Raw genomic sequence first — 16,234 nt, 5'->3', positions numbered from 1 at the left:
ACACTCTAACTAAGCTTGTTTAATTAAACATGCTTAGTTAGAGTCCAGGTCATGACTTCACACCTCCAACTCCTCGTGTCCGGCCCCGCCGACGCCCGCCCCGTCCTGATCCTGCACGGCGGCGGCGGCCCTGCGACCGTCGCCCCGATCGCCCAGCACTTCGCCACGGGCTCCCACACCCTGCTCCCCACCCACCCCGGCTGGAACGGCACCCCCCGCCCCGCCGACTGCACCCGCGTCAGCGACCTCGCGGCGCTCTATCTGCGTCTCCTGCGCGACCAGAACCTCTCCGACGTCCTCGTGATCGGCTCCTCACTCGGCGGCTGGATCGGCGCCGAAATGGCGGCGGCGGACACCGAGCACCGCATCAGCCAACTCGCGCTCGTCGACCCCGTCGGCATCCACGTGGACGAGGAACCGGTCCAGGACTTCTTCGCCCTCGACGCCCGAGGCGTCGCCGAGCACGCCTACCACGACCCCGCCCGCTTCTACGTCGACCCCGCAACCCTCCCGGCCGAACGCGTCGCCACCGTCCGGGCCAACATGGAGGCCCTGCGCCTCTTCTCCGGCGGACCCGCCATGAGCGACCCCACCCTCCACCGGCGCCTGGCCACCGTAGCCGCGCCCACGCTGGTCCTGTGGGGCGAGAGCGACCGCATCGCCACACCCGCCTACGGCAGGCACTACGCCGCAGCCATCCCGGACGCCCACTTCGAGCTGATCACCCAGGCCGGCCACCTGCCCCACCTCGAACAACCCGCCCCCACCTTCGCCCGGCTCGACGCCTTCGCCGCCCGGCAGTGACTCCTCTGAACAGGCCACGCTCCACCTGGCCCTGCCTCAACAGTTACCGTGCGGGCACCCGAGGATCCACCGGCAGGGAGCGGCAAACCTCCGCAGGAGCGCTCGGGAAACATGTCCCAAGGTGTACGCGCCACCCCGGAGTTCGGAGTCTCAGCAGTGCTCTTCGACATCACCCGCAGTCAAGTCACCGGCACCTTCGGCAAGGACCGCATCGCGACGCTACCCGCCTCCGCCTTCCCGCCCGCCAGCGCAGACACGGAGGGCGCCCGCCTCCTGCAGAGGGTCGGCACCCCCACCGGGACGCTCTGGCTGCGAGAGCCCGACGAGGACACCGGCCGACTGCCTCTCCTCCACGACGTGGTGAACGCCGAGAACCTCGTGGACGGGCCGGTGGACGCGGGCGAGTGGCCTGTCATCGGCTGGCTGCTCAACGCCCATCTCGCCCTCGACCCCGTGTCCGGCAAGGTGTACGCCGTCGACACCGACGAGGAGACCGTCCAAGCACTCCATGCCGATGTCTCCTCCCTCGTGCACGTCACCGTCCACATCCAGCGCCTGCTGGAGGAGTTCACCTTCAGCGACGGGATCGACGCCGACGAGGAGGCCGACTTCGAGCGTCTGGAACGGGAGACGACGCTGATCCGCCACGCGACGCACAGCGTCGACCCCCTCCCCTTCCAGCACGACGACACCGTCTGGGCGGTGGTCTGCGACGAGCTCGCCGCGGGTCGGCGCTTCCCGGGCAACAGTCCCGGCGCCCGCGCGCTCTACGGATGATCGTCGGGCGCGCGCAACCACCGCACGGACACGCCCTCCAGGGCCACTGGGAGGGGATACTCCGGAATGTGGCGACCTACAACCGCATCGGCGCGACCTACGCCCGCACCCGGCGACCGGACCCCCGCATCGCCGCCCGAATCCACCGAGCCCTCGGCGACGCCACCACGGTGGTCAACGTCGGGGCCGGCACCGGCTCCTACGAACCCTCAGAAACCGTGTGGGCCGTGGAGCCCAGCACGGTGATGATCGCCCAGCGCCCGGCCGGAGCCGCGCCCGCTCTCCAGGCGTCAGCGGAGGCGATCCCCCTCGCCGACGACTCGGCCGACGCCGTGATGGCGTTGCTGACCGTGCACCACTGGGACGACCTGGAGACCGGCATCGCAGAGCTCCGCCGCGTCGCCCGGCGCCGGATCGTCCTCCTCACGTTCGACCCCGCCGTCAGCCGCCGGTTCTGGCTCCTGGACGAATACCTGCCCGAGGCAGCCACGATCGACGACACCCACGCAGTCGCCATCGACCGACTCGTCACCCTGCTGGGCGGCGCCCGCATCGAGACGGTCCCCGTCCCGCACGACTGCACCGACGGATTCCTCGCCGCCTTCTGGCGCCGCCCCGAGGCATACCTCGACCGCCAAGTCCGGTCCGGCATCTCGCTGTTCGCCCAGATCAGCGACGACGTCATCCAGCCCGGCCTGGCCCGCCTCGACGACGACCTGGCCTCCGGCCGCTGGGCGGACCGCCACGCCGGTCTCCTCCAGCTCGAAACACTCGACGTCGGTTACCGGCTCCTCATCACCGACGTATAACTCTCAGGCGATCGACCCAGCGGCCAAGGCCCCGTCGCGAGCGGCCGGGTCGCGCCCGGAGCTGTCGACGACCCTCCGTTGCCGCCCCTCCGGCCTCGCCGGGAGGGCGCCCCCAGTGGTCGTCAGGCAGCAGGAGCGGTGCCTTGCGCTCTGCTTGGGCTCTGATCTCGACGTGGGACTCGTGAGCCGTGATGCGGAAGGCCTCCTCGTACGAAGCCATGGCCGCGCTCATGGCGCCGCCCGCAAGACCCCGCCGACGCACACGTGCGGCCAGCCAGGTGAAGGCACCCAAGACTGCGGCAAGACCACCGGCCAGGATCAGGAACGGCCACAACCCATCCATGGACGTGAGCCTAATGGCCAAGTGGCGCTCAGACCCTGGACATGCTTAGACCCTAGACAGCGGTGGACCTGACCGGCCATGCCCCGCGGCCCAACAGATCGAGGACGAGCGCCGCGATGTTCCACGCGTCGTCCTCGCCTCGGTGATGACGCCCCTCCAGCGGCAGACCGGCGATCTGCAGAGCCTGCGCCATGCCCGGCTTCCTGCGCAGCCCGTACGCCTCGGTGAACACGGCCTTGGCGTTGGTGTGGGTGCGTTCCGTCGGATAACCGAACGGATAGGCCACCCCGTCGGCCTGACTCTGCCGGGCGAACTGCCGACGGTCGTACTCGCCCCAACTCGCCCAGCGGCGCTCCCCCGCGCCGTACTCCCCGACAAGGATCCGGCACGCCTCGGCGAAGCTGACGCCCCGTTCCACCTCAGCCTGCGTCAGGCCGGTCAGTTCGGTGCAGAAGTCGCTCACCGACGACCGGACAGGGCGGACCAGGAGACGGTGCCGGGACACCCGACGCCGTGCCGGCACGTCCACGACGGTGAGCCCGATCTCGATGATCTCGTTCACGGCACCGGGCGGTGGCTGGCCGTCCCAGCAGGTGGCTTCCACATCGATGACGTTCAACAGGGCGGATTCGGGGGGCATGGAGCGAGGGTAGGGATGCGCGTCCCCTTCCGGCACCTCGTTTTCCACCGGTTCACACGGCGAGACCGGCGTACCTGCTCACGGTCGAACTCCCGCCGCCAGGTGCCCCGTTGCTAGGCTCCCGGTCCGTGAGCGTCACGCCCTCGACCGACTGGGCCGGGCTGTACCACGCCTACGGCCGGGCCGCGGACGTCCCTGAACAGTTGGCGGCTCTGTCCGCTTCCGACCCCGTCGTACGGCGTGCGGCCGGGTCGGCCCTCGTCGGCAGCGTCTGCCACCAGGGCACGCGCTGGCCCGCGAGCGCACCTGTTGTGCCCGAGCTGGTCGCCCTCGTCGACACTCCCTCGACGCCAGACCGGGACACGATCCTGCACCTGCTCCACGCCGTCGCCATCGGCAACGTGCCTGATGACGAACTGCCGTTCAACCCCGCGCGGGCCTTCGCCGAGGCCGACCGGGTGCGCCCGGCGGACGAGGATGCGGTGCTCCGGGTGCTCTTCGAGGAGGAGGAGCCGGACGTCGACGCGGTCGCCGACGTGGCCGACGCCGTGGCACTGCGCTGGGCCGCCGAGGCCTACCGTGCGGCCCAGCGCCACACAACGTCCTTCCTGGCGTGGCTGCGCGATCCCGACCCCGCCGTGGTGTCCCTCGCGGCGGCGTTGCTGGTCTGGTTTCCCCCGGTGCCGGGACTGTCGGGCGCGCTGACCGCCGTGCCGTGCGACACCGCCGACGCACGGGCGTCGGCGAACCTCGCGCTGGCCCACCTGCCCGGACGCCTCGACTCCGAGGAGTCCGCAGCCCTGACGGTGTGCCTTGCCTCGCAGCACGAGGCGATACGGGTCACGGCCGCCCTCGCCCTGGCCCGCCGGCAGCCGACAGCACTGCCGGACGCGGCACTGTCCGTCCTCGTGCACGCCGATGCGGTCGAGGTCGCCGGCGCCGTTCGAGGCTGGGACCGTTCCCTTCGGGGTCACGTCGCGGTGGCCCTACGGCGCCTGGGTCTCTGATCGCCTCCTCGTGAACAGGCAAGCCGCCGCGCTGACTTCTTGATCGCGGGACCGTCAGCCGTACAGACTGCACGGGTGAGTCCCGAACTTCCCGTCTTCCGCTACCACCCCGATCCGATCGCCACCGGGTCCATCCGCGCGAGCGCGGAGACCTGCGCGTGCTGCGAACGGGCCACGGGGTGGATCTACACCGCGACCTTCTACACCGCCCACGAGGTCAGTGGCCCGTTCTGCCCGTGGTGCATCGCGGACGGCAGCGCGGCCGCACGGTTCGACGGCGAGTTCGTGGACGCCTACGGGCTCGACGGCGTGAGCGAGGCGATCCTCCATGAGGTCACCCGCCGCACGCCCGGCTTCCATGCCTGGCAGGATCCGCACTGGCTCGTCCACTGCGACGACGCGGCCGCCTTCATCGGCGAGGTCGGCTACGGAGACCTGGCAGCCCATCCCGAGGCCCTCGACCAGCTCAGGCAGGATCTGCGCATCGGCGGCCAGCACGACCCGGCCCGACTCGATGAATTCCTCACCCACCTTGGCGAGGGCGCCTCAGCGATGCTCTTCCGCTGCACCATCTGCGGCACCCACCTCGCCTACGTCGACGCCTCATAACCGCCACTGAACTCACCCGAATGTCATTCCCCGGAGCGTGGCGCCGGCGCATAGGGCTCGATCTCGTGCCAGGGCGGAGGGCCACCCAACTGACGCCCGAGAGGCTGCTGTGAGGGGTCGAGTGAGTGGCGGGCCGCGTTCACGAAGGCGACCTGCCCGGAGGCGAGTTCGGACATGATCCGACGGAGCTCGTCGCGGTCCTTCGGACCTTGGTCGGCAACCATGAGAGCGAAGCGACCCACGGCCTCGGTCACCTCACCGGCGGCATTGGCGACCTCCGGCGTGGCGACCAGACTGAGCGACGTCAGCGCGGCGTTGAACGGCGCCCAGTCGGCAGTGTTGGAGCGGTCGTCGAGGTACGCCTCCCGCAGCTCGATCTCGATCGCGGTGAACTCACGGAGGTAGGCCGCGTAGGCCGCTGCCTGGGTGTCTCGCAGCCACTGCTGATTCTGGTTGCGTCGGCCGACGACCGCGCCGACCAGGATGCCGGTGACCGTTGCGGCCGCGCCGATGCCAGTAGTCGTGACGGCGTCCCAGGGAACGGACACGGTGGGACCTCCTTCGGCACTGGTGCCACTCGGAGTGGGGTCGGCAGACGATTCGATCACGGTGGCGGATGCGTCCACTAGTGGGGTTGCGGTCCGGCAGCGTATGCCAGCGGAGGGGCGATCGCCTGCGCGTCCGCTCCCTCGCCGACCCACAGCGCGATGAACAGCGCGGCGGTCGCCTCCAGGAGTCCGGCGCGTTCGAGACCGCCGCCTGGCACGGCCTCACAGCCCACGTCCCGTACCAACTCGCGTGCCCGGGCGAGGGCCGTCTCGTCGTCTCCGCAGAGGGGTACGGACAACGGTCGGCCGTCGAAGACGGGCGGGCGCATGCGCCATACGTCCTCGTGGCAGAGGTTGAACGCCTTGACGACGTGGGCTTCCGGCGCCGCCGCAGCCAGGTGCTGGACGGCTGATGGGCCGCCTTCCGTCAGCAGCCGGAACCCCGGCCCGACCGGGTTGGAGCAGTCCAGCAGGACTTTGCCCTCCAGGGCCGCGCGCAGGTTCCGTACCACCTCCGCTCCCGCTCCGAAGGGCAGCGCGGCCAGCACGACTTCAGCCGAGTGGGCCGCCGCGCGTAGGCCGGCGGGCTCGGCTCCGCCTCCGATGCGCGCCGCGAGCCGACCTGCCTTGTCCGTGTCCCGTCCTGCGATGACCACCTCGTGCCCGGCCCGCACCCAGTGGGTGGCGAGCGCGTCGGCCATGTTGCCCGTGCCCAGTACACCGATTCTCATCACGCGGCCCCTCTCCGTGCCTGCTTCGACCGTTCACACCGACGCTAGAAGGTTGTTCGGGCACCATTTGGTACGTGACCACCGACGTGTTCCTCGCCGACTGCCGCGCCCGCCTCGCCTTCGACCTGCTCTCCAACACCTGGAACGCCGTGGTCCTGTGGGCACTGCGCGACGGCCCCAGCCGCCCGGTCGAACTACGGGAGCGGATCGGGGGCATCAGCGCCAAGGTGCTGACGGAGACGCTGCGTCGGCTGCAGTTCAACGGGCTGGTGGACAGGTGCGCAGATCCTGCCGCGCCCTCACGGGTCGAGTACCGACTCACCGCTCTGGGCCGCACCTTGCTGGCGCCGATCGACGCCTTCGGCGCCTGGGCCTTCGAGCACGGGGACGAGGTCATGGCCGCGCAAGAGGCGGAGGCGGCAGGTGCGTCCGGTGCTCCGAGGCGGCCGGGTGAGCGCGGGCGCCCCGGCGGAGGTGGGGATGGTCTCGGGCGGGACGCTCTTGGGCAGCTGGCGCGGTGAGGCCACGAGGCTGGGCACGACGTACCTCCTGATGATCGGCTCCCGACTCGACTGGTCAGCCGAATCCTGCGGTGGGATCTCGGCGCGACACACCTCACCCTGAGGGTCCGTCGGTACCTGGATCCTGCGTCATGCCGACTCGCGCACACGGTCCGAGGCCGCCCGCGCCGCGGAGTGGTCGCCTCCGGTGCGCAGGATTCCCGCGCCGGCAGCGGTCGCCGCGCAGAGCAAGGTCAGCAGGACGAAGGCGTGGTTGAGGGCGACGAGGTGGGTCAGCCAGCCGATGACGGCGGGCCCGGCGAGCATGCCGACGTAGCCGAGCCCGGCGACGCGGGAGACATTGGCCCCGGCAGCAGCGGGGTCGGCGTGCCCGGCCGCGCTGAACAACTGCGGGACACAGCCCGACAGCCCCAGGCCGAACAGCGCCCAGCCGGTGAAGGCGGCCCATACCCAGGGGCCGAGCGCCACGAGGGTGATGCCGACGGCGGCCGTGGCGGCGCCGTAGCGCAGGATCGCCAGGGAGCCGAACCGGGCCACGAGGCGGTCGGCGAGCAGTCGGCCGATGGTCATGGCCGCGGCGAAGGTGCCGTACGCGAAGGCGGCCGTGGCGGCGGACGCGCCCAGGACGTCCTTGAGGTGCAGGGCGCTCCAGTCGTTGGCGGCGCCCTCGCACAGCATGACCATGAGGGCCAGGACGGCCAGCATCCAGATGCGGCCCTTGGCGCCGCGGGGCTCGACGGCGGCTGATGTCTCGGCCGTCTGCGCGGAAGGGGCGTCGAGACTGTCGGCGGCGGGCAGCAGGGCGCGCGCCGAGACGACAGCGATCACGATGCCGGCGGCCCCCATGGCGGCGAGACCCGCGGCCGGGTTCAGGCCGGCGCCGGCCGCGCCCGCCCCGACCAGCGCGGCGAGGACGCCGCCGACGGAGAACGTGGCGTGGAAGCCCGACATGACGGGTCGGTCGTACGCCTTCTCCACATGGACGGCATGGGCGTTCATGCTCACGTCGAGGCAGCCGTTGCAGAACCCGAAGACCAGCAGCGCGCCGGCCAGGGTCCACGGGTCGTGGGCGAGCCCGGGCAGGACCAGGGTGGCGCCGCACAGGACACCGCTGGCGGGCACCACGACGCGGGCGCCCAGGCGGTCGGTCAGGGGGCCGGCCACCTGCATGCCGAGGAAGGCCCCGAGCCCGAGGAGGACCAGCAGGCCGCCGAGTGTGGCGTGACTGATGCCGACGCGTTCCTCGATGGCCGGGATGTGCACCACCCAGGCGCCCATCAAAGTGCCGCACAGGACGAAGTAGACATAGGTCGCCACACGGGCGGCTCGCAGCGAGTGCTCCATGCCACCACTGTAACGAACATTTTTCATGTTCGTACAGCGCGGTAATGAACAGCTTGCTTGTTCGTTTCATGGTGGTGTTCAATCGCGGTATGAGCAACGCAGACCGGCACGGGCTGATCGCGAAGGCCGTCAGGGACTCCGGCGGGGCCACCGTCCAGGAACTCGCGGAGCTGACCGGGGCCTCCGAGATGACCATCCGGCGCGACCTCGACACCCTGGCCGCCCAGGGCGTCCTCGAGCGGGTTCGCGGCGGCGCCCGCACCCTGCTGCTGCGGGGCGAGGAACCCCCGTTCGCCCTGCGGGCCCACGAGGCGGTCGCCGCCAAGCAGCGCATCGCGGCCGAGATCGTCGCGCTCGTCGCCGACGGTGAGAGCGTCCTGCTGGACAGCGGAACCACCTGCCTGGAGGCCGCCCGTCTGCTGCGTGAGCGGCCGGTCACCGTGATGCCGCTGTCCCTGCAGGCCATCCATCTGCTCGGCGAGACCCCCGGACGGGCCACCCTGGTGGTGCCCGGCGGCCAGCCCCGCGCAGCCGAAGGGGCCCTGACCGGTCCGCTCACGCTCGCGTCCCTGGCCGCACTGCGCTTCGACACGGCGATCATGGGGTGCTGCGGGCTGAGCGCGGCCGACGGTCTGACGGCCTACGACCTCGACGACGCCGCCGTGAAGAAGGCGGGTATCGCCTCCGCCCGCCGCGTGATCGTCGCGGCCGACGGCAGCAAACTCGGCCACACCGCGTACGCCCATGTGGCCCCGGCCGGCCTTCTGCACACGGTCGTCACCGACGCCACCGCGCCCGCCGACGAAGTCACCGCGCTCGACACGGCCGGCACCCTCGTCAAAACCGTCTGACCAGCCCGCCACGCCGCCCCGAAGCCACCGAAGCCACCGAAGCCACCGAAGCCACGGTCCGGCTCACCCGGCCCGATCCGGTGGCCGCCGCCTCACGGCCGCGGCCACCGTCTTCACCGGACACACGCGCGTCACGAGACATGACACGGGACGCGGCGGCCTCTCACAGCGGCTGGGGCTCGGCCGGCAGGCTGTCCTCGCTCTCCGGATCGCGCAGGCGCGGAATGAACAGGGAGAGCAACAGGGCCACCACCGTCACCAGGGATCCCAGCCAGAAGATCCACGTGTAGCCCGTGTCGAGATAGAACGCGGTGCCGTCGACGACCGTGCTGTCCGCGGCCAGGACGGCGTACGCGCCGGCGGTGACGAGGGCTCCGAACAGGCTGATGAGCATGTTCAGCATGCCGCTGCCCAGGCCCTGTTCGTCGCGCGAGACGACGCCGACCACGAGTGCCGGGGCGCCCGCGACCACGATGCCCGCGCCGACGTTGGCGATGCAGGAGGTGACGATGAGCTGGAGTTCGTTGCCGTGGTAGAGGCCGACGAGGCCGTAGCCGACGGCCATGACGGCCAGGCCCGCGCACCAGATGCGGCGTACGTCGAGGTGGCGCAGGGCGCGGCTGATGACCAGGCCGGTGCCGAACATCACCAGGTTCCAGCTGACGCTGACGACAGCGTTGTGGTGTGCCGTCCAGCCCAGGCCGGCCGAGACGCCGGGGATGTGCGGGTAGAGGGCGAGCAGGATGGCCAGGCCGGGCATGGTGAAGGCGACGGTCTGGGCGAGACCGCCCGCGGTGAGCGCGAGGGCGACGGGGCGGCGGCGCAGCACCTTCAGGTCGAGGATGGGGTGGTCGCTGGCCCGCTCCACGAAGAAGAAGGCGGTCAGGGCGATGACGCCGGCCAGGAGCCAGCCGAGGGTCCGGGTGTCGGTCCAGCCCCAGCTCTGCGCCTGTCCGACGGCGTAGACGACGGAGGTCAGGCCGGCGCCGAGAACGAGGCCGCCCAGCCAGTCGAAGCCGGAGCGGGCGGCGTGCCGGGGTGTCTCGGGGACCAGGAACGCGATCAGCGCGCAGGCCACGGCGGTGGCCACGGCGAGGAACCACAGCACGCCGCGGTAGCCCCAGTGGTCGACGAGCCAGCCGGCGAGGAACGGGGAGAAGAGGGCGACCAGTCCGACGCTGCTGCCCATGATGCCGCTGGCGGGCTTGACCAGCCGGGGCGGGAAGACGTCGCGTACCGCGGCGAACGACAGGGCGCCGAAGGGGCCGTAGCAGCCGGCCAGCGCGCGTCCGGCGAGCACGAGCCAGAAGCTTCCGGCCAGGGCCGCGAGGGCTTCGCCGAGTGCGCCCAGGGCGGTCATGGCGAGCATGACGCGTTTCTTGCCGTAGAGGTCTCCCAGCTTGATCACGAAGGGGGTGAGCAGCACGGACACCAGGGTCAGGGTCAGTCCGAACCAGGCCACCTGGGTGGTGTGGAAGGCCTGTGCCACGCCGGCGATGGCATTGGCGCCGAGGATGCCGCCGGCGGCCAGCAGCTGGGTCGGCCAGGCGAGCGCGACCAGCAGCAGGACGAGGCGGGGAGTCCACCGACCGTCCCCGGGGGCCCGGACTGTGCGGTCGACTGAGGGGCTTGATGACATCGGCGTCATGCCAGCCCTCCTTTCACGGAGGTACCGAGGGAGGAGAGAGAAGCGCGGGGGGTGTACGCAGGAGGGAGGGTCGGCGGAACGCACATCTCTCAGAAACGTGTCAGCGCGGCAACCCGTCATCGCGTGACGTCGATGATGACCCGAACACCTAGTGCTTACTAGGCATCTGGGTTATGACCCACGTCACACAGGACGTTCACAGGAGGGCGGCGGCCGCTCGGCCCCACACACGCCACCGGTACTGTTCTGGCATGGCGACACCCAGGGGGCCGCGCGGCCACTACACGGCGGGCCGGGCGCGGCGGACACAGATCCTGGAAGCGGCCCTGCTCGCCTTCGGCCAGGACGGCTACCGCAAGACCTCACTGGCCCGCATCGCGCGCGACGCCGGGGTCACCGACGCCGGACTCCTGCACTACTTCCGCGACAAGCAGCAGCTGTTGCTCGCGGTGGTCGAGTTCTGGCACGAACGCATGGACGTGCGCTGGCAGCGGGTCTCGGACTCCGTACGGGACGCCTTCCGCTGCCACCTGGAGGACACGACCGAGACGCTGACCATGCCGGGCATGGTCGAACTCGCCGTCGTCCTCACCGCCGAGGCCACCGCGCCCGACCATCCGGCGCACACGCACTTCACCACCTGGCAGGAGAAGGGCGTGGCGGAGCTCGCCGACCGGCTGCGCGCGGGGAGCAGCAACGGCGAGTTGCGAGCCGACCTGGACCACCAGAGCATCGCCCGCGAGTGCGCCGCCCTGGACGCGGGGCTGATGCAGCAGTGGCTGGCCGGAGGACGCTCCTTCGACCTCGTCGCCGTCATGCGCGGCCACCTCGACCGCCTCCTGCGGGCCATTTCCAGCGACGGGCAGGGGCTGTAGGCAGACCGGCACGCGCGCCGACCACGCAGAGACCCCCTTGATTGACATGCGCATGCCATAAGAGCAGTGCTGCCATAAGAGCAGTGCGTGACGCACGTCACCCACCCGAATGCCTAGTAATCACTAAGTGTTGGCCGCATGATCGAGCCTGCTCACCTCCGGCGCTGAGAAAGGCCGCCATGCACCACCACTGGACCGCACACGTCGTCAGCCCCCGCCTCGCCACCCCCGCCGAAGGGCCCCGCCCGGCCGCACTGCTGCGCGGCGTGTTCACGGCGCGGGCGCCGGTACGGTCGGCCCGGCTCCTGGTCACCGCGCTCGGCGTCTACGAGCTGGAGCTCAACGGCACCCCGGTCGGCGACCACGTCCTGGCCCCCGGCTGGACGAGCTATCGCCACCGGCACCGCTACCAGTCCTTCGACGTCACCCCCCTGGTCCGCGAGGGCCGCAACGCCTGGGGCGCCCACCTCGCCGACGGCTGGTACCGGGGGCTGCTCGGCTTCAACGGCGGCACCCGGGACATCTACGGGGAGCGCACCGGGCTGCTGGCCGAACTGCGCGTCGACTACGCCGACGGCACCGCTGAGACCGTCACGACCGGGGAGGACTGGCGCTGGAGTCCCGGGCCCGTCCTCGCCACCGGCCTGTACGAGGGCGAGGAGTACGACGCCCGCCGGGAGCAGGCAGGCTTCAGCGAGGCCGGCTTCGACGACTCGGCATGGCAGCCGGTCGACCTCCTGGACTTCGACACCGCTGCCCTCTTCCCGGCGGACAGCCCACCGGTGCGCCGCACCGAGCACGTCGCACCCGTCGCCGTGACCACCTCCCCCACCGGCCGCACGGTCCTCGACTTCGGCCAGAACCTCGTCGGACGCCTGCGTATCCGCCCGCGCGGCGCGGCCGGTGACACCGTCACCCTCCGCCATGCCGAGGTCCTCCAGGACGGCGACCTGTGCACCCGTCCCCTGCGGCACGCCACCGCCACCGACCGCTACGTCCTGCGCGGCGAACCGGCGGGCGAGGAGTGGGAGCCCCGCTTCACCTTCCACGGCTTCCGCTACGCCGACGTCGAGGGCTGGAACGGCGACCTCGATCCCGCCGACATCACCGCCGTGGTCGTACACAGCGATCTGCGTCGCACGGGCTGGTTCTCCTGCTCCGACGCCTCACTGAACCGCCTGCACGAGAACGTGGTGTGGGGCATGCGCGGCAACTTCGTGGACGTACCCACCGACTGCCCACAGCGCGACGAACGGCTCGGCTGGACCGGCGACGTCCAGGTGTTCGCCCCGACCGCCGCCTTCCTCTACGACGTCCGCGACTTCCTGCGCTCCTGGCTGCGCGACCTCGCCGCCGACCAGAGCGCCGACGCGCACCGCGTCCCCCCGGTGTTCAGCCCGGACATCCCCGTCATCACCCCGGTACCGATCCCGCCCGGCAACCCGCCCATGGCGGGCTGGTGCGACGCCACCGTCATCGTCCCCTGGGTGCTGTACGAGCGTTACGGCGACACCGACGTGCTGCGCGCCCAGTACCCGTCCATGCGGGCCTGGGTCGACGCCGTCGACCGCATCGCCGGACCCGGCCGGGTCTGGGGCGAGGGGTTCCAGTTCGGCGACTGGCTGGACCCGACGGCACCGGCGGACGACCCCGGGCGCGCGATGACCTCCTCCACCCTGGTCGCCACCGCCTACTTCGCGCACGCCGCCCGCCTGTTGGCCCGCACCGCGGAGGTCCTGGACGACAAGGCCGAGGCCACGCGCCGGCACGCCCTGGCCGACGCGGTCCGCGACGCCTTCCGCGCCCGCTTCCACACCGGCGGCGGCCTCCTGTCGGAGGACACACAGACCGCCTACGCCCTCGCCCTGTGCTTCCGGCTCCTGGACGACGAGGCCGAGCGCGCGGCGGCCGGACGCCGACTGGCGGACCTGGTGGCCGAGGGCGGCCACCGCATCGGGACCGGGTTCCTCGGCACTCCCCTGGTCTGCGACGCGCTCACCGACACCGGGCACGTGGACACCGCCTACCGGCTGCTCACCCAACGGGCCTGCCCGTCCTGGCTGTACCAGGTCGACATGGGCGCCACCACCGTGTGGGAACGCTGGGACAGCATGCTGCCCGACGGCAGCGTCCACCCCGGTGAGATGACCTCCTTCAACCACTACGCCCTCGGCGCGGTCGCCGACTGGATGCACCGCACCGTCGCCGGCCTGGCACCCGTCGAGCCCGGCTACCGGCGGCTCCTCGTGCGCCCGCGCCCCGGCGGCGGCATCACCTGGGCCCGGGCCGAGCACGACACTCCGTACGGCCGGGTCGAGACGTCCTGGCGCGTCGAAGGGGAGTCGCTGCACCTCGACCTCCTCGTGCCGCCGCACGTCACCGCGCTGGTCGACCTGCCGGGCGCCGAGCACAAGGAGGTCGGCCCCGGCCGACACGCCTTCTTCACCCCGCTGCCCGCCGCCGCGCGCTGACGCCGGCCGACCGGCCGTACCGAACACCCCTTTCACCCCACACCTGTTCAGTTCGAGGAACACACATGACACACATCAGGCTGCCCGACACCTTCCTGTGGGGCGTGGCCACCGCGGGACACCAGAACGAGGGCGACAACAGCGCCAGCGACACCTGGTTCCTGGAGCACACCACCCCCTCCCTGTTCCGTGAGCCGAGCGGACCGGCCTGCCGCGGCTACCAGCACTGGGCGGCGGACCTCGACCTGGCCGCCGGGCTCGGCCTCAACGCCTTCCGGTTCTCCGTCGAGTGGGCGCGCGTCGAACCCGAGCGCGGCGTCGTCGACCCGGACGCCCTGGACCACTACGAGCGCATGGTCGACGGCTGCCTGGAGCGGGGGCTCGCACCCCTCGTGACGTTCAATCACTTCACCGCGCCGCACTGGTTCGCCGCCGGCGGCTCCTGGACCGCGGCCGACGCGCCCGCCCGCTTCGCCGAGCAGTGCGACCGTGTCATGGCCCGTTTCGGCGACCGTATCGCGTACGCCGTCACCCTCAACGAGCCCAACCTCGAACAGCTCCTCCAGGCCGGTGCGAAGCTCCCTCCCGAGGCCGAGGCGGTGAAGCTCCAGATGCTGGCAGCCGCCGCACGCGCCGCCGGCAGCGGCACCTACGCCAGTGCCAACGTCATCCCGGCCGACCGGCAGGACGAGTTCCAGGCGGCGTTCACCCACGCCCACCGCGCGGCCCGCGAGGCGATCAAGGCCCGCCGCGGGGACCTCCCCGTGGGTGTCTCGATCGCCATCGCCGACGAGGTGGCCCTGCCCGGCGGTGAGGAGCGCCGGGACGCCAAGCGTGCCGCCGTGTACGACCACTGGCTGCGCGAGGCACGCGACGACGACTTCATCGGCGTACAGAACTACGAGCGGATCGTGCACGGCCCCGACGGCGAGGTGACCGTCGAGGGCGAGCGCAACGGCATGGGCACCGTCATCGCACCCGGTTCGCTCGCGGGCGCGGTGCGCTACGCACACGAGGTGTCACAGGTGCCCGTCCTCGTCACCGAGCACGGCATCCAGACCCCCGACGACACCCAGCGGGCCGCCTTCGTCCCGGCCGCCGTCGAGGAACTCGCGGCCCAGGTCGACGCGGGCACGCCGGTGCTTGGCTACTGCCACTGGACGCTGCTGGACAACTTCGAGTGGATCTTCGGGTACGGCGCCCAGCTCGGGCTCCACACCGTCGACCGCGACACCTTCGAACGCCGGGCGAAGCCGAGCGCTCAGGCCTACGCGAACGTGGTGCGGAGCCACCGCGGGGCCGTCGCCGCGCGCGGAGGCAACTGACCGCACCTACACGCGCGTGCCCGGCCTGGTGTGCGGGCGTGCGCCGCGGACTCCCGCACACCGGGGCTCGTCAGCTCGACTGACGGGCCCCTCCCGTCGTCGGCCCCTCCGCGGCCCCGACGGACCAGCATTGCTCAGAGCCGGTCAGAGGTTCTCGCCGTCGGGCAGGATCGTGCGCGCGATGCGGTCGGCGTGCAGGCGGACGGCGTCGGCGAGGTCCAGCGTGCCGCCGGAGATCACCCACTGCAGCTGGAGGCCGTCGCTGACGGCGATGCACTCGCGCGCCACCGCGGGGCAGTCGGTGCCCTCGCGCACCGTGCCGAGCTCCCTCGCGGCGGCCAGTTTCCCGGCGAGTTCGTCGATGGCGCTCTGGTAGCGCTCGGCGAACAACGTGTGCGCCGCGCTCTCGGGATCGGCGGCCTCGGCCGAGGTCAGGACGAACAGCTCGATGAGGCCGGGCTCCGCCAGGTGGCGTTCGGTGGCCGCCACCATGGCCCGCAGGATGTCGCGCCCGGCGGCGTCGTCGGGAAGCTGGGACCACCAGGTGGCCTCGGCGGTGAAGCGATGCTCCATCACCGCGAGCAGCAGGTGCTTCTTGCTGCGGAAGTGGTGCAGCAGGCCCCCTTCGGTGATGCCGACGTCCTCCGCGACGCGGGTGAGCGCGGTGCGCCGGTAGCCCTCGCGGGCGAACCGATTCGCGGCCGCTTCCACGATTTTCTGCCGTCGGGCGATACCGACCGCGTAACTGCCTCGCCGCCCCTGGGTGCTGCTGGTCATGAGGGTCACCGTAGCCATCCCCCTGCGCGGGCGGACCGGAGGTGCCGGTCGCGACAGCCGCTGTGACATGAGTCACTCTCCGAAAACCTAGCGCACTCGGTTTTCGCTTCGCATCATCGGTCGAAACCTCGGCGTGACGATGCGCCGACCTCCC

The 16,234-nt window shown here is 71.5% G+C and carries 16 protein-coding genes; 10 read left to right on the top strand and 6 right to left on the bottom strand.

The window, feature by feature from the left end:
• Window positions 1–51: 51 nt before the first annotated feature.
• The 3 genes from OG885_RS43375 to OG885_RS43365 all read left to right on the top strand — a co-directional run bounded on the left by OG885_RS43375 (window position 52) and on the right by OG885_RS43365 (window position 2,390).
• On the top strand, window positions 52–804 hold the full coding sequence (locus tag OG885_RS43375; protein ID WP_405742244.1) for an alpha/beta fold hydrolase: 753 nt from the start codon (window positions 52–54) through the stop codon (window positions 802–804).
• 156 nt (window positions 805–960) lie between these two features.
• The gene (locus tag OG885_RS43370; RefSeq protein WP_405743156.1) at window positions 961–1,581 is read left to right on the top strand and encodes an SUKH-4 family immunity protein; all 621 of its coding nucleotides are present in this window, start codon (window positions 961–963) and stop codon (window positions 1,579–1,581) included.
• Between the two features lie 68 nt (window positions 1,582–1,649).
• A complete protein-coding gene (locus OG885_RS43365) occupies window positions 1,650–2,390 on the top strand; it encodes a class I SAM-dependent methyltransferase (RefSeq protein ID WP_405742242.1) in 741 nt (246 codons plus the stop codon).
• A gap of 395 nt (window positions 2,391–2,785) precedes the next feature.
• On the opposite strand, the gene OG885_RS43360 is transcribed toward OG885_RS43365, so the two are convergent.
• A complete protein-coding gene (locus tag OG885_RS43360; RefSeq protein ID WP_405742241.1) occupies window positions 2,786–3,373 on the bottom strand; it encodes an exonuclease domain-containing protein in 588 nt (195 codons plus the stop codon).
• A 128-nt stretch (window positions 3,374–3,501) separates the two neighbouring features.
• Between OG885_RS43360 and OG885_RS43355 the strand changes: the two genes are divergently transcribed.
• Entirely contained in the window at window positions 3,502–4,380 is an 879-nt protein-coding gene (locus OG885_RS43355; RefSeq protein WP_405742239.1) for a hypothetical protein, read from the top strand.
• Between the two features lie 75 nt (window positions 4,381–4,455).
• A complete protein-coding gene (locus OG885_RS43350) occupies window positions 4,456–4,989 on the top strand; it encodes a CbrC family protein (protein WP_405742237.1) in 534 nt (177 codons plus the stop codon).
• A gap of 23 nt (window positions 4,990–5,012) precedes the next feature.
• On the opposite strand, the gene OG885_RS43345 is transcribed toward OG885_RS43350, so the two are convergent.
• A complete protein-coding gene (locus tag OG885_RS43345) occupies window positions 5,013–5,537 on the bottom strand; it encodes a hypothetical protein (protein ID WP_405742235.1) in 525 nt (174 codons plus the stop codon).
• Window positions 5,538–5,614: 77 nt separating this feature from the next.
• Window positions 5,615–6,268 carry an NADPH-dependent F420 reductase gene (locus tag OG885_RS43340; protein WP_405742233.1) on the bottom strand — a complete coding sequence of 218 codons (654 nt, stop codon included), beginning with the start codon at window positions 6,266–6,268 and terminating at the stop codon, window positions 5,615–5,617.
• A 74-nt stretch (window positions 6,269–6,342) separates the two neighbouring features.
• Between OG885_RS43340 and OG885_RS43335 the strand changes: the two genes are divergently transcribed.
• Entirely contained in the window at window positions 6,343–6,789 is a 447-nt protein-coding gene (locus OG885_RS43335; protein ID WP_405742231.1) for a winged helix-turn-helix transcriptional regulator, read from the top strand.
• A gap of 129 nt (window positions 6,790–6,918) precedes the next feature.
• On the opposite strand, the gene OG885_RS43330 is transcribed toward OG885_RS43335, so the two are convergent.
• On the bottom strand, window positions 6,919–8,133 hold the full coding sequence (locus tag OG885_RS43330) for an MFS transporter (RefSeq protein ID WP_405742229.1): 1,215 nt from the start codon (window positions 8,131–8,133) through the stop codon (window positions 6,919–6,921).
• A gap of 89 nt (window positions 8,134–8,222) precedes the next feature.
• Here OG885_RS43330 and OG885_RS43325 point away from each other — a divergent pair, with 89 nt between their 5' ends.
• Complete coding sequence (locus OG885_RS43325; protein ID WP_405742227.1) at window positions 8,223–8,984, top strand: DeoR/GlpR family DNA-binding transcription regulator; 762 nt, start codon at window positions 8,223–8,225, stop codon at window positions 8,982–8,984.
• Between the two features lie 163 nt (window positions 8,985–9,147).
• Here the strand turns inward: OG885_RS43325 and OG885_RS43320 are convergent, their stop codons facing one another.
• On the bottom strand, window positions 9,148–10,632 hold the full coding sequence (locus OG885_RS43320) for an MFS transporter (protein ID WP_405742225.1): 1,485 nt from the start codon (window positions 10,630–10,632) through the stop codon (window positions 9,148–9,150).
• Between the two features lie 251 nt (window positions 10,633–10,883).
• Here OG885_RS43320 and OG885_RS43315 point away from each other — a divergent pair, with 251 nt between their 5' ends.
• From OG885_RS43315 to OG885_RS43305, 3 genes are all read left to right on the top strand, one after another.
• Window positions 10,884–11,507, top strand: coding sequence for a TetR/AcrR family transcriptional regulator (locus OG885_RS43315; RefSeq protein WP_405742224.1), 624 nt, complete (start codon window positions 10,884–10,886; stop codon window positions 11,505–11,507).
• A gap of 179 nt (window positions 11,508–11,686) precedes the next feature.
• Window positions 11,687–13,978 carry a family 78 glycoside hydrolase catalytic domain gene (locus tag OG885_RS43310; RefSeq protein ID WP_405742222.1) on the top strand — a complete coding sequence of 764 codons (2,292 nt, stop codon included), beginning with the start codon at window positions 11,687–11,689 and terminating at the stop codon, window positions 13,976–13,978.
• Window positions 13,979–14,043: 65 nt separating this feature from the next.
• Window positions 14,044–15,303, top strand: a complete 1,260-nt coding sequence (locus OG885_RS43305) for a family 1 glycosylhydrolase (protein ID WP_405742220.1) — start codon at window positions 14,044–14,046, stop codon at window positions 15,301–15,303.
• A gap of 144 nt (window positions 15,304–15,447) precedes the next feature.
• Here OG885_RS43305 and OG885_RS43300 read toward each other — a convergent pair whose 3' ends face one another.
• Entirely contained in the window at window positions 15,448–16,080 is a 633-nt protein-coding gene (locus OG885_RS43300; protein ID WP_405742218.1) for a TetR/AcrR family transcriptional regulator, read from the bottom strand.
• Between the last annotated feature and the right edge of the window lie 154 nt (window positions 16,081–16,234).

This window comes from Streptomyces sp. NBC_00028, from assembly GCF_045041065.1.
GTDB lineage: Bacteria > Actinomycetota > Actinomycetes > Streptomycetales > Streptomycetaceae > Streptomyces.
This window is presented reverse-complemented; position numbering and strand designations above follow the sequence as displayed.

What these genes read in the sequence shown, in the direction of transcription:
- OG885_RS43375 (WP_405742244.1), top strand. Translation starts at nt 52, where the DNA reads ATGACTTCACACCTCCAACTCCTCGTGTCCGGCCCCGCCGACGCCCGC.
- OG885_RS43360 (WP_405742241.1), bottom strand. Translation starts at nt 3,373, where the DNA reads ATGCCCCCCGAATCCGCCCTGTTGAACGTCATCGATGTGGAAGCCACC.
- OG885_RS43340 (WP_405742233.1), bottom strand. Translation starts at nt 6,268, where the DNA reads ATGAGAATCGGTGTACTGGGCACGGGCAACATGGCCGACGCGCTCGCC.
- OG885_RS43330 (WP_405742229.1), bottom strand. Translation starts at nt 8,133, where the DNA reads ATGGAGCACTCGCTGCGAGCCGCCCGTGTGGCGACCTATGTCTACTTC.
- OG885_RS43325 (WP_405742227.1), top strand. Translation starts at nt 8,223, where the DNA reads ATGAGCAACGCAGACCGGCACGGGCTGATCGCGAAGGCCGTCAGGGAC.
- OG885_RS43320 (WP_405742225.1), bottom strand. Translation starts at nt 10,632, where the DNA reads ATGACGCCGATGTCATCAAGCCCCTCAGTCGACCGCACAGTCCGGGCC.
- OG885_RS43315 (WP_405742224.1), top strand. Translation starts at nt 10,884, where the DNA reads ATGGCGACACCCAGGGGGCCGCGCGGCCACTACACGGCGGGCCGGGCG.
- OG885_RS43310 (WP_405742222.1), top strand. Translation starts at nt 11,687, where the DNA reads ATGCACCACCACTGGACCGCACACGTCGTCAGCCCCCGCCTCGCCACC.
- OG885_RS43305 (WP_405742220.1), top strand. Translation starts at nt 14,044, where the DNA reads ATGACACACATCAGGCTGCCCGACACCTTCCTGTGGGGCGTGGCCACC.
- OG885_RS43300 (WP_405742218.1), bottom strand. Translation starts at nt 16,080, where the DNA reads ATGACCAGCAGCACCCAGGGGCGGCGAGGCAGTTACGCGGTCGGTATC.